We start from the raw sequence: 14,612 nt of genomic DNA, 5'->3' as shown, positions 1-14,612 counted from the left end.
TTGTCGGCGCAAGCCGTCGCGATCAACCCCGGTCCATTCGAGCCCATCGTCGACCATAACTATATCAATATCCGGTAGGTCTGCCGGCGGATGCCGGCATGCATTGTGCCGAATGTTTTGCTCGACATTGAACATCGATACCACACCGCCTTGCGGTAGCATTATTCTGGATCATCGAGCTTTCGTATTCTTCGGAGAGTCACCGAATGTCAAAACCGGATAACGGCATCGGATGGCCGCACTGCCCTGTCAAGATCGGGGCTGATTAGGTAGCAAAAAAAGACCTGAAGACAGGCTTGAATGGCAAGCGCTCATGCCCGTGCCTTAGTTGCTGCGCCGCCCGGCAACAAAAGATGATCGCGTGCGAAGACGCGAGGGCAAGCTGATCCTGATCGAACTAATCGGAACCGCGGCCGAACTGCGAGCGCGCCGCAGTTGTTGATCATGGATCCATGGCGCCGCCAATCTACGCGCATGATGACGCAAAAGGGTCTGTTCGCTGGACAGATTGTGGAGCTCGAGCCGCATGTCAAATTTACGCGTGACCCGCTTAGGCGGAGAAGATTCCGGCTTGCGAGCCGGGTATTTTGCTGACATCTTTACTAGTTGCTAAATTAGCACGCTGTAGCTGTTTAAATGAAGGGTATAGGGATGGCCAAGGAATCTTCGAGTACCGCTTCTCCGGCAAATAAAGCGGACGGAAATCTGACAAGTAATGCAGACGCCAACGGGCTCGCCTTCATGGCGGGCCAGGCTCGCGAGAGCGGGACCCCCGGCGACGCTGTAGGTGTCGACAAGATACGTGATCTGCTGTTCGGCAACCAGATGCAGGACTATGACCGCCGCTTTTCCAAGCTTGAAGAACGGGTCTTGCAGCGGTTCAAGGATGTCGAATCGGAGGCCAAGCGCAATCTTGAAATGTACGAGTCAAATGCGAAAAAGCAGATCGACTCGCTTGCGGCGCAGTTGCGGAACGAAAAAGACGCGCGAGCCGACGCCGACAAGGAGATTGACCGAAATCTTCGCGAACAAAATCAGGCGCTTGAAAAGCAGGTGCGCGCATTGTCGGATCAATTGAATGAGCTTGAGCGCGAAATTGCCGACCGGATAAATCGAAACGACCATTTGCTGCGTGAGGAAATCAAGCAAAAGAATGAAGCCATTCAGATGCTGATGGAAAAAATGTTTTCCGATCTCGGCAACGTCAAGACCGACCGAAATCTTTTGGCCGGCCTGTTTGTCGAGGTTGCAAAATGTCTGAATCAGGATCCCGTCGGCAGCAAGAGCAACTCGGACCGTAGCTGGAAAGTGAGTTGATCGGATTTGACGTCGACCGTCGACCCAATCAGCCTTCCGCATAGAACAGCCTCGAACGATACAGAGATTGATCGCGAGGCTCTGGCCCGTCTTTTGATCGAAATTGCCCGGAACGTTGATCCGGACTACCGTGCGCGACTCGACGGAGTTCCATCCGCCGATCCTCGCATGGAAACGCTGCGCCAGTTGCTGGTCAGCCGCGAAATTTCAGAGCTTTCACGAGTTACGCATCTGCTCGACGAACCGGAGCAGCTTGCCGCAGCAGTGGGCGACGTGCTTCCCAGTGCGGCCGCCCGAGCCCCTCATGCGCAACTCGGCGAGGCCCTTGCGCCGGCTGTCGAAAGGGCTGTGCAACGGTCGATCCAGAAGAGCCCGCGCACGCTGACCGATATATTATACCCCGTGTTTCTTCCGGCAATTCGCAAGTCAATCGGGGAAAAAATCGACCAGACATTTCAGTCGCTTAATGAAACTCTACGACATATATTTACCTGGCACGGGCTCAAATGGAGAATTGAGGCGTGGCGAACCGGAGCCAGCTTCTCGGAAGTTGTTCTTAAGCACTCTCTTCTTTATCGTGTTGAACATGTCTTTCTCATTAACCGAACTTCTGGGCTATTGATAGCGCATGTAGCTGCCGACAATGCGACGAGCGAAGATCCTCAACTGATCTCTTCTATGCTGAGTGCAATCCAAGACTTTGTGAAGGACTCATTCAACGAGAAGGAGCAGAGCGGCCTGGACACTATTCGTTTTGGCGACCTTCGTCTCTGGTCAGAAGTAGGACCGTTCGCGACCCTGGTGTCGGTGATCCGAGGAAACCCCCCAGAAGGATTGCATGACATAGTTCGCGACGTGTTGCTCCGTGTCCATGAGGACTACTCGCAGGCTTTAATGGAGTTTGACGGCGACGGATCGCAGTTGGCCGGCATAGAGGCGCAGCTGCAGACTTGCGTCGAGCTGAAGCAGGAGGAATCAAACCAGGGATTTCCGTGGCTGGTGGTGGGCCTGGGCCTGCTGCTGTTGGTTCTGGCAGGCGGTTGGTTCTTTCTTTCATGGCAATCCGGGCAGCGCTGGCAGGCTTATGTGTCACGACTGGGGACCCAGCCGGGCATCATCGTTGCCGAACAAAAGATACGCGATGGCCAATTCTATATTGCCGGCCTGCGAGACCCGCTTGCCGTCGACCCGCAAGCCCTGCTGTCTGGAACGCAGGTCGATCCCGGCAGGGTCCATTCACAGTGGCAATTTTACCAGAGCCTCGAACCGGAGTTCGTGTTGAAGCGGCTGACGGCATCGCTGGCCCCGCCGGAGTCAGTACGGCTTGCCATCGTCGATGGGCGCATCGTTGCCGAGGGTGAGGCTCCCGACACCTGGATAGATCGGGCGCGCGCAGCGGCCCGACAGCTTTCGGCAGGCGGCCCGGTATTCGATATCTCAAGGGTCCGCGATGTAAGCCCCGAAGCACGCGCGGCAGAGCACTGGCAGGCCTATGTGTCGCGACTGGAGACCCAGCCGGGCATCATCGTTGCCGAACAAAAAATACGCGATGGCGAATTCTATATTGCCGGCCTGCGGGACCCGCTTGCCGTCGACCCGCAAGCCCTGCTGTCGGGAACGCAGCTCGATCCTGTCCGGGTCCATTCGCAGTGGCAATCCTATCAGAGCCTTGGACCGGAGTTCGTGCTGAAGCGGCTGACGGCGTCGCTGGCTCCGCCGGCGTCAGTACGGCTTGCCATCGTCGATGGGCGCATCGTTGCCCAGGGTGAGGCTCCCGACACCTGGATAGATCGGGCGCGCGCCGCCGCCCGACAGCTTTCGGCAGGCGGACCGGTATTCGATATCTCAAGGGTCCGCGATGTAAGCCCCGAAGCACGCGCGGCCGAGCACTGGCAGGCCTATGTGTCGCGCTTGGAGACCCAGCCGGGCATCATCGTTGCCGAACAAGATATACGCGATGGCCAATTCTATATTGCCGGCCTGCGGGACCCGCTTGCCGCCGACCCGCAAGCCCTGCTGTCGGGAACGCAGGTCGATCCCGGCAAGGTCCATTCGCAATGGCAATCCTATCAGAGCCTTGAACCGGAGTTCGTGTTGAAGCGGCTGACGGCGTCGCTTTATCCGCTGAAATCGGTTCGGCTTTCGATCGTCGACAATCGCATTGTTGCCGAGGGTGAGGCTCCCGACACTTGGATAGATCGGGCGCGCGCCGCGGCCCGACAGCTTTCGGTAGGCGGACCGGAATTCGACATCTCCAGGGTTCGTGATGTGAGCCCCGAAGCACGCGAGGCCGAGCACTGGCAGTATTATGTGTCGCGACTTGAGGCCCAACCGGGGATCATCGTCGCCCAGCAGACGGTTAGAGGCGGCCAATTCTACATTTCCGGCCTGAGAGACCCGCTTGCCGCCGACCCGCAAGCTCTGCTGTCCGGAACGCAGGTTGATCCTGCCCGCGTTCATTCACAGTGGCAATTCTTTCAAAGCCTTGATCCAAAGTTCGTGGTGAAGCGGCTGACGGCGTCGCTGTCCCCGCCGAAATCGGTTCAGCTTTCGATCATCCAAGGTCGCATCCTAGTCGTGGGGGAGGCGCCTGCCGCGTGGATCAACCGGGCGCAGGCCGCCGCTGAACAGCTTTCGGCCGACGGAGTGGTTCTGGATGTCTCACAGCTGCGCGAGCTGAACCTTGCAGAACTTAATTATTTGAGAGAGGCCATCCAGACGACCGATATTTTCTTCTCTTCCGGCAAAGTTGTGCCGGGACCAGAGCAGCTGCCGGTTCTCGACAGGCTGGCGGATCAGATAAAGGAATTCGCCCAAAATGCCCGCAAGTCAGGCGTAGCTGCGCGCTTCATGCTGACCGGGCATTCGGACGCCACTGGCCGTGAGACGGCCAACGCGTCGATCAGTGCAGCCCGCGCCGAGACCGTTCGTGCGCTTCTCAACAAACGCGGCGTCGCTCCGGAACTGCTGCTGGTTCGAGGCGCGGGCACTTTTGAGCCGCTGGTGCCTGAAAACAGTCAAGCCGGGAGCTCCACCAATCGCCGGGTTTCGATTACGGTAAACCTGGACTAGGGGAGCCCAAGATGGTGCAAAGAAAGATCTGCATGCTGGGCGGGTTCGCCGTCGGAAAGACGAGCCTGGTTCGCAGGTTTGTGCAAAGCATTTTTTCAGAAACCTACCTGACCACGGTGGGAGTGAAAATCGACAAGAAGAATGTCGCACTCCCGGATAAAACCGTCGATCTGATTTTGTGGGACTTGGCCGGCGAAGACGACATCGGCTCATTCCGCGTCAGCTATGTTCGAGGTGCAACCGGGCTTGTGCTAGTCGTCGATGGAACCCGCGCTGCGACACTTGCCGTGGCGCTCACGCTGCGGGAACGGGCCGAGGCCGAATTCGGCGCAATGCCGTTCGTAGTGCTGATCAACAAATCCGACCTGGCCGATCGGTGGGCAATATCGGATGGTGATATCAACGAACTCAGGCAGCGTGGATGGCAAATCTATCTCACGAGTGCACTCTCGGGTGAGAATGTCGATGATGCGTTTCGTCAACTTGCCTTGATGGTAACCAAGTAGACCATGCACGGATTGCCCAAAGAAGTTAGCAGTTGGATTTTCAACTTCTTCTACAATGGGAACTCCGTCGCGTATCTGAAAATCGACCCTCAGCTTTGCGTGGCTGCGAAGGGCGGTAATGTTGAGCATTACGGGCTCTCCTCGCTTCGCATTGGCGAGCCTGTTGCCGAGCAGCTTGAATTCATGGAAGGTTTGCTGCCTTGCCCGGAGCTTCCGTTTCACATTGCCATGGTCGAACTGCCCAGCGGGCGTGTCGCTGACCTTCATTTTTTTGCTGACAATGCCTGCGTGTGGCTGCTCTTTCTTGACGCGACTGCCGAACGCGACAATAGGCAGCGGCTTCAACAAAAGGCTTATGAAATGACCCTCCTGCAAGAGAGGGAGCGTCAACTCAACAAGGAATTACAATCGACGAACGAGGCGTTGAGGAAGAGCCAGGAGGGGTTGGCGCGTGAATACCATCGCGCCGAAACCCTGCTCCTCAACATTCTTCCTGCGTCCATCGCGGAGCGGCTAAAGGCGCACAAAAAAATTGCTGACAACCATGCAGAAGTGAGTGTGCTTTTTGCCGACATAGTCGGTTTCACAGAACGAGCGCGGAGCGTCGGAGCCGTAACGACACTCGCAATTTTGAATTACTTCTTCAAGGCGGCGGATCGGCTCTCGGAACGATACGGCTGCGAAAAGATCAAGACAATCGGCGATTGTGTGATGGTGGTCGCTGGCCTGCCCACCGCGCGTGCCGATCATGCGAAGGCACTCGCGCGCTATGCACTTGAGCTGCGTAAGGCGGTCAAGCGCGAACGCTTCGCAGGAGAACCGCTGAGACTCAGAATTGGAATTCACTCAGGGCCCATCGTCGCCGGCGTCATAGGCAAGAGGCGGTTCGCCTATGACCTGTGGGGCGAGACGGTTAATCTCGCCTCGCGTATTCAAACCTCCGCGGAGCCCGATGAAATCCGCATTTCGGATGCAACTCGCCAAATGCTTGGACCAAATTTTGCTTGCGACCCACTCGAGGAAACGGAATTGCGTGGTACCGGTCGTGTGCGAATGTGGCGGCTCCCGGCCTGATTGCCGCGCAGCAGTGCCGATCCTAGGCCCATTCATCTCAAGCCCCAAGCTGTAACGCGAAGTTTTGACCGATAGTGGCCTTCTTGTCCGCATTGCAGATGGCTGCAATGCAGTCTTCCGAAAAACTTATTGGGCGACTTGGGACACGGCTGACATCAGCTCTTGCGGGTTGGGCGCCCCAAACATGTATCGCCCACCTTCTGGCACCTCCGTGAAGCTCCAGCGGACAATCCCTTGCCGGTCCAGTAGGAACTGGCCTATCAGTTGTCCGTGTCCCGTCGCCATCATCTGCTCGTCGGCTTCGGTCACTTCATAATTATCGCTCTTGTTGAGGATTTCGGTGGCCGCAAAAGGATCCATTGGACCGGGCAACTCGCTTGGCATGTCGACCAGCATATCCTTTGCGGCTGCGATCGAAACCTTGTACGGCCAGTTCGTCTCGTTTTGGGTGAATTCGAGATTGGGCAGCCCAAAAGCACGATGCGAAGCGCGTTCAGGATCCGAGGCCGCAAGCAGAGTCGGCATCGGGTGGTAGCGGAAATAAAGACGAGCCCGTTCGATCGGTGTGTTGACCACGGTCAGGCTCTCCACGCCCTTTTCGCGCAGCTCCGGATCAAGCCGCGCCTGAGCGGCGATATGGCGCCGGCAAAACGCACAATGCAGACCTCGAAACAGACCAACCAGCACCGGTTTTTGTCCGCGAAAGTCGTCAAGCGCGATCTTGCCATCCTGGGTAATGGCGTCGAGGACCAAGTTCGGCGCACGGTCGCCCAGTTGAAGCGGTACCAAGTCACTACGCGCGGACATTTCCAACCTCCAACCCCGGCTAATCGAGAAAGGGCAGCACCACAAGCGCTTCCGGGTCGAGCCCGTGCTGGGCGCATATACCCTGCGCCAAGGAAAAGTAGCGTTCTGCCTCGGCAAGATTGTCGAGGTCGAGATTAAGCGTTGCCAGACCATCATAGCACGGAAACAGCAGTTGGGGTTCGCCCGTTTCGCGCGCTACCTCCAGTGCCTCGTGGAACAAGCCAAGGGCCAGTTCCGGACGGCCGTTGCACTGGTGGATTTGCCCAAGCACAAGCAACGGCACCGGCAGGTGCTCTCGCTGGTCGAGTGCGCGGTCGATCTCGATAGCTTTCTCGGCAGCAGGCACGCCCTCTGTTGGACAGCGATCCGTGAAAGTACAACAAGCGACCGCCAGATTGGCGAGAAGGCGCGCCTGGAAGCCCAAATCCCCAATATGGCGCGCGACTTCAAGACCGCGCCGACAGACCTCCATCGCATGTGCGGGATCGATGGTCGTGTAAAGCACGCCTAGATTGGTGTAGCCGCGACAGGCCGCGCCCAGCAGACCGGCGGCTTCGGCCAATTCAATGCTATGCTCGACCTGACGCACGGCTTCACGGTTTCGTCCAAGGCGAGCCAGTGCGACAGCCTTGGTATTGAGTGCCTCGGCGGTCACAAGAGTGGCATCACGCCCCACCTCGGAGACATGCTCCGTGGTGCGAGTGCGTACGCAATCCAACGCCGCGTCTGCCCATTTTGCCGCGAGAGCGTGATCTCCGCTACGGAACGCCTGTCGGCCACGTTCTTGCCAGAGATGCGCCTGCTCGACCGGAGCATCCGCTCCTTCGAGGAGCGCTGCCGCTTCAGCGTAGCGGAATTCTGCTTTGTCCCGCTTGCCGACGTCCCAGAGCAGCCGACCGATTTTACGCAAAACGCGCGCAGAGGCTACGCGATCAGCCGACTCACGGTATGCCTGCAAGGCCGCCTCGTAGTGGTGGTGCGCGATCTCGCGGCGGCCCGCCGAGCCGCTCAAATCGGCAATGCGCTCGGCAATTTTCAGTTTGAGCGGTGTTTGCCCGGTCGCCTCCAACGCAGTCAGTGCTCGCTCGTAGAAACGAAGGGCGTCGTCGTTGGCGTAAATCATGCGGGCGCGATCGCCGGCCGCCTGCAGGTAATGCGCGCCCTTCTCCCGCTCGGCGCTTTGTGCGAACTGGTGACCGAGCACGGTCAAGTCCTCGAGCCGTTCCGGATTATCGCCGCACAGTTGCTCCAAGGCAGCACCTATCCGCCCGTGGATTTCGGTCCGGCGTTGCCGGAGCAGATTCTGGTAGATCACGTCCTGCAACAAGCTTTGCGTAAAGCGGTAGCTTTGCGACGAGATGGAGCCTGATCCGGCAACTTCCTCGATGATTTCCGCATCGCAAAGCAGTTCGCAGCCTGCTTCTAGCCGGGCGGGGTCGGCTGTCACGGTCTTCAGAAGGGTGGCATCGAAGCGCGCGCCGATTACCGCGGCTTCCTGGGCCAACCGGCGCACCTCTTGTGGCAGCCGGTCGACGCGAGCAAGCAACATTGCCTGGATAGTGGCGGGAATGTCGGTTGCGACTTCGCCTGCTACGGTCCGCCATCGTTGCCCCTCGCGCACCAGTACACCGCGATCAACAAGGCCGCGAACAATCTCCTCTACAAAAAGAGGGTTGCCACCCGCTCGGTCGAGGATCTGATCGACGAGCCCTGCTGCGGAGCTTACCCAGCTCTCGCCGAAAAGCGCCACCAGCAGGCTGCGCCCTTCATCGCCGTTGAGCGGCGAAAGCCTGAGCGCCGTTTGACTGACCCGACCTGAGTCGAGCTGGCCGCTCTCCGGTGCCGAGCGATGCGTGACCAGCACCATTAACCGCGTGCGTTCCAACCTGTCCATCACGAAACGTAGTGCCTCGAGCGAAACGGCGTCGGCCCAGTGCAGATCTTCGACGACAATCAACAGCGGCGACAACGCAAGCCGCCGTTCGATGATGGTGCGGACCGCGTAGAAGATTTGCCGCCGTAGCTGCTCGGGTTCGACATGCTGCAAGGTGGCATCCGGGTCGCCAAGCCCAACCACATGGTAGAGCAAAGGCATCAGCCGCTTCGCCTCCTCGCCCTGCAGGCCGAGATCGGCAAGCAAGCCTGAGAGCTTCCCCCGCATATCGTTCCCATCGTTGTTTTGCATCATCCCGGCAGCACTGCGCACCACTGCCCCCAGGGCGCCAAATGATTGTTCGCCCAGTGGTGAGCACGTGGTCTGTCGCACGGCGACGTTGCGAAAACGGTCCTCGTCGCCGACACGGGCGACGAACTCCTTCACCAGCCGCGATTTCCCGATACCGGCTTCTCCGACGAGGCGGACAAGTTGGGCCGTGCCGCCGCACGCCTGGTCAAGGCTCGCCAGCGTTCTGTTGAGCTCCGCACCGCGACCTATCATCGGCGCGCTGAGGCCGAGCGCCTCGAGCCCACGCGCTGCACGCGGCTCCGCAAGCGGTGCATCCAATCGATGAACGAGCACACTGCCAGCCTTGCCGCGAAGCACGACATCACCCATCGACTCGTAAGAGAAGGCATGCCGGGTCAGCCTGTGAGTGAGTTCGCCTACCAGCACTTCTCCCGGTGCAGCCAGCGATTGCAGGCGTTGTGCTGTATTCACCGTGTCGCCGGTCACGGAATAGGATTTGGCGGTGCCGATGCCTAATCGTCCAGTAACGACGGGGCCAGTGTTTATGCCGATATGAAGTAATAGAGGCGAGCCGGAGTGGGGGGTGCTTTCGCCGAGCCGCGCCGTCCGGGCGATCATGTCGAGAGCGGCGCGAAGCGCGCGTTCCGGATCGTCCTCATGCGCGACCGGCGCACCGAACAAAGCGAGCAGTGCATCGCCGATGAATTTGTCGACGAACCCACCAAAATTTTGCACCGCCGCCGTCAATTCCTTGAACAGCTCGTTCTGTAGCGTTTGCATGACCTCAGGGTCGAGCTGCTCGCTGAGTGTCGTGAAGCCGCAAAGGTCGGCAAAGAGGACGGTTACCGTCCGGCGATCGGCGTCAGAGATGGGCTGCAGCCCTTCGTCGTTGTCAATGTTCGCAAGCAGCGACGGAGTTCGAGAGGGCGGCACAATGGTTCGGCTTGGTGTCGGAGCAAGCCGTTCGACGGCTTTTGCCGGCGCACCGACGCTTGCCCCACATTTCGGACAGAACCCGAAATCAGATGCGCAGGGATAACCGCAACTGGCGCATGGCACGGGCTGGCGCTTGCCACACCTCGGACAGAAAGCGTAACCGCCCTCAACCTCAAAACCGCAGCCTGCGCAGTCCATCGAGCCAGACCTCACTAGGGGCCGCGACGGCGTGTTCTCCCTACGCATTTCCCGGCCGGTGTATTCACAAGCATGAACCCATAGCGGTGGATGGGCAAGTGGCAGCGCAAATGGGCATCGGGCGATCGGGTGGGCCTGTGACAGCGCGCGCAGCCAATTCGGTTCTGCGTGGCTGTCGGTTGCAAAAGTTCCCTCTTGGTTCGGTCTTCCTGCTATCGTGAAGATAAGGAGACGGACCCTTGAGCGAGAATCGTAAGCTAGCCGCAATTCTAGCTGCGGATGTGGTCGGATATAGCCGGCTCGCGAGCGCGGACGAAGATCGTACATTGGCGAGGTTGCGGGCACTGCGCAGCGACCTGATCGATCCGATCATCGCAGTGCACCACGGCCGGGTGATCAAGCGCACTGGCGATGGGGCCCTGGTTGAGTTCCGCAGTGTGGTGGATGCCGTGCGCTGCGCCATAGAGGTTCAGAATGGTATGGTTGAGCGCAATGCCGGCGTGCCGCAAGACCGCCGTATTGAGTTCAGGATCGGCATCCATCTGGGAGATGTGGTCGAAGAAAGCGACGGCGACCTGATGGGCGACGGCGTCAACATCGCGTCGCGTTTGGAGGGACTCGCGGCGGCCGGCGCCATCTGCCTGTCCGAGGATGCCTATCGCCAGGTCAAGGCCAGGCTCGACCTCTCCGTCAGCGATCTCGGCAGCACACAGCTCAAGAACATCGCCGAGCCGATCCGGGTCTATTCGCTACAAGTTGGCAGCGCTGGGACCGCGATCCCGGAAAGCGCAACTAGCCGGCCGGCTACGGCAGTGCCGCCGAAGCTGTCGATCGCCGTGCTGCCGTTCGCCAACATGAGCGGTGACGCCGAACAGGACTACTTCGCCGACGGCATCTCCGAGGATATCATCACTGCCCTGTCCAAACTGTCGCAGCTCTTCGTCATCGCACGCAATTCGTCGTTCACCTTCAAGGGCCAGAACGTCCATGTGCAGGAGGTGGGCACGAAACTCGGCGTGCGGTATGTTCTTGAGGGTAGCGTACGCAAGTCAGGGAACCGGGTGCGCATCACCGCGCAGCTCATCGACGCAACTTCGGGCGGCCATCTTTGGGCGGAGCGGTTCGATCGCGACCTGACCGACATATTCGCCGTGCAGGACGACGTGACGCAACAGATCGTCGGCGCGCTGTCGCTTAATCTGACCGCGGGCGATCGGCAGCGGCTGGCGCCCGAGTACCCGCGCAATACGGAGGCGTATGACTATTTCCTGCGGGGCAGGGAGCTGTGGCACCGGCTGACGAGGGAGACGAACGTCGCGGCTCGCGACCTCTTGCAACGTGCCATCGAACTGGACCCGAAATTTGCCTCTGCCCACGCATTCCTGGCCCTTACCCACGGCATCGATTACCTGAACCGCTGGGGTGCGTCGCCGCCCGAATCGATGGCGCAAGCGGACGAGGCCGCAACGCGAGCGGTAATGCTGGATGGCAGCGATCCCTGGGCGCACTGGGCGCTTGCTATTGTCAAGCTGTACACACGGCGACACGATGGGGCCGTCGACGAGGCCGAGCGCGCGCTCGTCCTCAATCCGAACTTCGCCGAAGCGCACGTTGCCCTCGGCGAGGCGTTGTACTATTCGGGCAGATCCGAAGACGCCCTCGAGAGTTTTGCCCGGGGGAAATTCTTGAATCCATATTTCCCGGATGTGCTTCTCCACTTTCAAGCTTTGGCCTTGTTTCAACTTGGAAGGTACGAAGAGGCCGCTGACCTCTTGCTGCAACGGCTGGCTCGCAACGCTGTCACCGACGTATCGCGGGCGCTTCTGGCCGCCAGCTACGGCCAGCTGGGCCGTTTCGCCGAGGCCCAAGCGGCATGGCGGGACGTGCTTCGCGTCAATCCCGACTATTCGCTGGAATACCGTCGCAAAATCCTGCCCTACAAGAACCCTGCCGATTTCGAACTCATGGTGGAGGGGCTCCGCAAGGCCGGTATTGAGCAATAACAAGTGAGGCCAGGCGTCCGGATCAGACGCTGTAGGCTTGGCCGATCTTGCGCCATCGCGCGTTTTCGCGGACGAGCTTCAGGTTGTCGGTGGCCTCGGCAAATGTCCGCGAACGGTATTGCCGGAGCAGGTCCGCGAAGAGCGCCCCTTCCGGTAGGCCGGCAAGCTGCTCGCGGACCGAAATCTTTTCATCGATGACCCGGGTGCCCCAAGCATTTTCCCTTACCTGCAGCTCCGCAGCCAGATCACGCTCTTCCGGTGCGGTTTCGTCCAACGCAGCTAGGAGGATCGAGTGGAAAAGCGCTACATAGCCAATCTGTCTCAGGCCGCCGACAACCCGCACCCGCGGCAAGATGGCGAGAACCAGGAACGTCAGGAACAAGTTCGGCAGCAGCACGCCGTCAAGCAGCGCCTGCTTCAGATGCGGCCGCTCGAAGGGGATGGACAGACCATGCGGCTTATCAAGCTCGATCAGGGTCCCGTCCTCAAGAACGAGCTTGCGCACGCGCTCCTCGCGGATGCCCCAGAAATAGTCCGTGGCATTGGGGAGGAACCTGCCGAATGGGCCCGATGCGGCCTCTTGCAAGGCATGTTCGAGACGCCGGCGTCTTGCGGGTTCGATGAGCAGCCTGGAAAGAAGACCGCCGTCATATTGTAGATGCCGCGCCATGGCAGCCGCGGCGAGGCGATCATCGATGAAAACCGGCAGGGCCATGCCGGAGCGATCCCAGTTGGCGACCAGATCCTCGTTCAGCGCTGTCATGGCATCGGCGGCGGTTCCAAAGACCTTATCCTGGCGGGCAAGCAGTGTACCTAGCCAGCGGCTGGCATCCGTCTCATCGCCCACCGCTTCGAGCGCGCGCTTGTTGAGGGAGACGGGACCGGCTGCGCAGGCGCTTTTGCGGCACAGCTTGTGGCGCCCCATGCCAAACAGGTTGACCTTGTCGTCACCGACATCGAGCCACCCGGGCCCCTCCCGGCCAATTGTCTCCATGGTCATCGTCGTTCCCATGAAGCCGACGAAGGCTGACAGCCCGTTTTCGACCGCGCCGAGCCAGGCAAACAGGAGGGCATCGAAGGTGGTCCGGTCCATCAGAAGCAGGCAGTGCAGACCGGACTGAATCACCGGTCTGTACTCAAACTCATCGAGGGCGTTGCCGATCTGCTGAGGCTGCATAATTACACCGAGGCGCTGATGCAAGACTTCGCGCAGGATCGAGCGGGCAGCGATCGCCGGGCTTGATACTGGCCTTGCCACCGGCCGCCACAGATGGCGGGCGTAGTCGGAAACGGGAGCATTCCAGTTCTGCTCGATGTCACGCACGACTTCCGGGCAGAGCAGCGACAGTACAGCCAGAATTTCCGCCGGAGGCGCAGGGGTTGGATCAAAGCCGTCGGTCATCGGTCCCGTCTAGCCGCTTGCGGGGCAAACGCCAAGTGAGAGCGGATCCGGGTAGTGGGTCAGTTTGAAATCAACCGCCAGATCGTCCAATAGTAGACTGCTACATGCGTCGCTTCGACCATTGCCAGTGTAGCTGCAAAGACTCCGACCAAAGTGACGGAAGGATGCCGGTCGAGCCATGACGGTGGCTGGTCGCAGTCGCCTTTGATAGCAGCGAAAATCGGTTTCCAAGTAGCGATGGCGCGAGCCCCGTCCAAATAGCGGCCCACACCAAAACGAATTCAACGGTTAGGCCCGTAAAGCGGCGCATGTGCATCCGCACGGTGAGGTTCTGGCGTTCGGCAAATGACGTGCTGACATACTTGAATTTCAAACTGACCCACTACCCGGATCCGGCACGAATTGTCTACGTCAACGCCATAAACTAGGCTGTCGGGGACGATGCAATGAGCCTCAGATTGCGTGTTGTCGCGGTCCCGGCACTCCGAGGATACCTGCTGTCGACCGCGCTCGTGTCGCCAGCAGCGTTGATAAAAGCGGATCTTAGAACCGCAGCCGGGCCATACTCAGGAGGTCGCGGTACTGGCCGTCGGTAAAACCGGCCTTCACATGCCGGCCTTCGACCTCGAAGCCGTGGCTGGTGTAGAGGTGGATGGCCGGTTCGTTGTCGGCATAGACGCTCAATTCGACCCGCTTCAGGGCGCGCCAGTTGTCGGCCACGTCAAGCAGCGCGCCAAGGATGGCAGAGCCGATACCTTTGCCGACAAAGCCGTCGTCTAGGCCGATATTGATTTCGCCGATATGTGAACGGCGCGGCGAGCTTTGCACGACCAGGCTGCCATGGCCGACGACCTTGCCGTCCAATTCGGCGACGATCCAGGTGTCTTCCTGGCCGGACTTGGCGATGCGCCGCTCAACCTGGTCCACCGTCTCGAAGGGCATCCTGAACGTGCCCCAGCGGAAGCCCGGCATGTTGAAGATCGCGCAAAGCGCCTCCGCATCGCTTCGCCGGACGGCCCGGAGCTGCGGCTGGATCTTCTCGGATGGCGAGGTCGTGCTGGTCATGGCTTCCTGGCGAAATGTATCGGCCCCTCACGATGCACCGGACGTCA

9 protein-coding genes are annotated in these 14,612 nt (G+C 59.7%); 5 read left to right on the top strand and 4 right to left on the bottom strand.

Annotated features, from left to right (window positions below; translation table 11 throughout):
* The first annotated feature begins 651 nt into the window (after nt 1-651).
* From LB516_RS21505 to LB516_RS21490, 4 genes are all read left to right on the top strand, one after another.
* Complete coding sequence (locus LB516_RS21505) at nt 652-1,317, top strand: hypothetical protein (protein WP_140616482.1); 666 nt, start codon at nt 652-654, stop codon at nt 1,315-1,317.
* Between the two features lie 168 nt (nt 1,318-1,485).
* Complete coding sequence (locus tag LB516_RS21500; protein WP_224720323.1) at nt 1,486-4,389, top strand: OmpA family protein; 2,904 nt, start codon at nt 1,486-1,488, stop codon at nt 4,387-4,389.
* Nucleotides 4,390-4,400: 11 nt separating this feature from the next.
* Nucleotides 4,401-4,895: a Rab family GTPase gene (locus LB516_RS21495; RefSeq protein ID WP_140661355.1), complete on the top strand. Its 495-nt coding sequence runs from the start codon at nt 4,401-4,403 to the stop codon at nt 4,893-4,895.
* A gap of 3 nt (nt 4,896-4,898) precedes the next feature.
* Entirely contained in the window at nt 4,899-5,969 is a 1,071-nt protein-coding gene (locus LB516_RS21490) for an adenylate/guanylate cyclase domain-containing protein (protein WP_140722166.1), read from the top strand.
* Between the two features lie 126 nt (nt 5,970-6,095).
* On the opposite strand, the gene LB516_RS21485 is transcribed toward LB516_RS21490, so the two are convergent.
* Both LB516_RS21485 and LB516_RS21480 read right to left on the bottom strand, forming a co-directional pair.
* Nucleotides 6,096-6,776 (bottom strand): redoxin domain-containing protein, encoded by a 681-nt coding sequence (locus tag LB516_RS21485; protein WP_140619026.1) that lies wholly within the window; start codon nt 6,774-6,776, stop codon nt 6,096-6,098.
* Between the two features lie 19 nt (nt 6,777-6,795).
* A complete protein-coding gene (locus tag LB516_RS21480) occupies nt 6,796-10,095 on the bottom strand; it encodes an ATP-binding protein (protein ID WP_181174553.1) in 3,300 nt (1,099 codons plus the stop codon).
* 239 nt (nt 10,096-10,334) lie between these two features.
* Between LB516_RS21480 and LB516_RS21475 the strand changes: the two genes are divergently transcribed.
* Nucleotides 10,335-12,098 (top strand): adenylate/guanylate cyclase domain-containing protein, encoded by a 1,764-nt coding sequence (locus LB516_RS21475; RefSeq protein ID WP_140619028.1) that lies wholly within the window; start codon nt 10,335-10,337, stop codon nt 12,096-12,098.
* Between the two features lie 22 nt (nt 12,099-12,120).
* Here the strand turns inward: LB516_RS21475 and LB516_RS21470 are convergent, their stop codons facing one another.
* Both LB516_RS21470 and LB516_RS21465 read right to left on the bottom strand, forming a co-directional pair.
* Nucleotides 12,121-13,500: a hypothetical protein gene (locus LB516_RS21470; RefSeq protein ID WP_140661352.1), complete on the bottom strand. Its 1,380-nt coding sequence runs from the start codon at nt 13,498-13,500 to the stop codon at nt 12,121-12,123.
* A gap of 543 nt (nt 13,501-14,043) precedes the next feature.
* Nucleotides 14,044-14,565, bottom strand: coding sequence for a GNAT family N-acetyltransferase (locus LB516_RS21465; protein WP_140661350.1), 522 nt, complete (start codon nt 14,563-14,565; stop codon nt 14,044-14,046).
* Nucleotides 14,566-14,612: the final 47 nt, after the last annotated feature.

The organism is Mesorhizobium sp. CO1-1-7, from assembly GCF_020164885.1.
In the GTDB taxonomy this organism is placed as follows: domain Bacteria; phylum Pseudomonadota; class Alphaproteobacteria; order Rhizobiales; family Rhizobiaceae; genus Mesorhizobium; species Mesorhizobium australicum.
The sequence above is the reverse complement of the archived record's forward strand: the minus strand, read 5'-3'. Positions and strand labels throughout refer to the sequence as shown.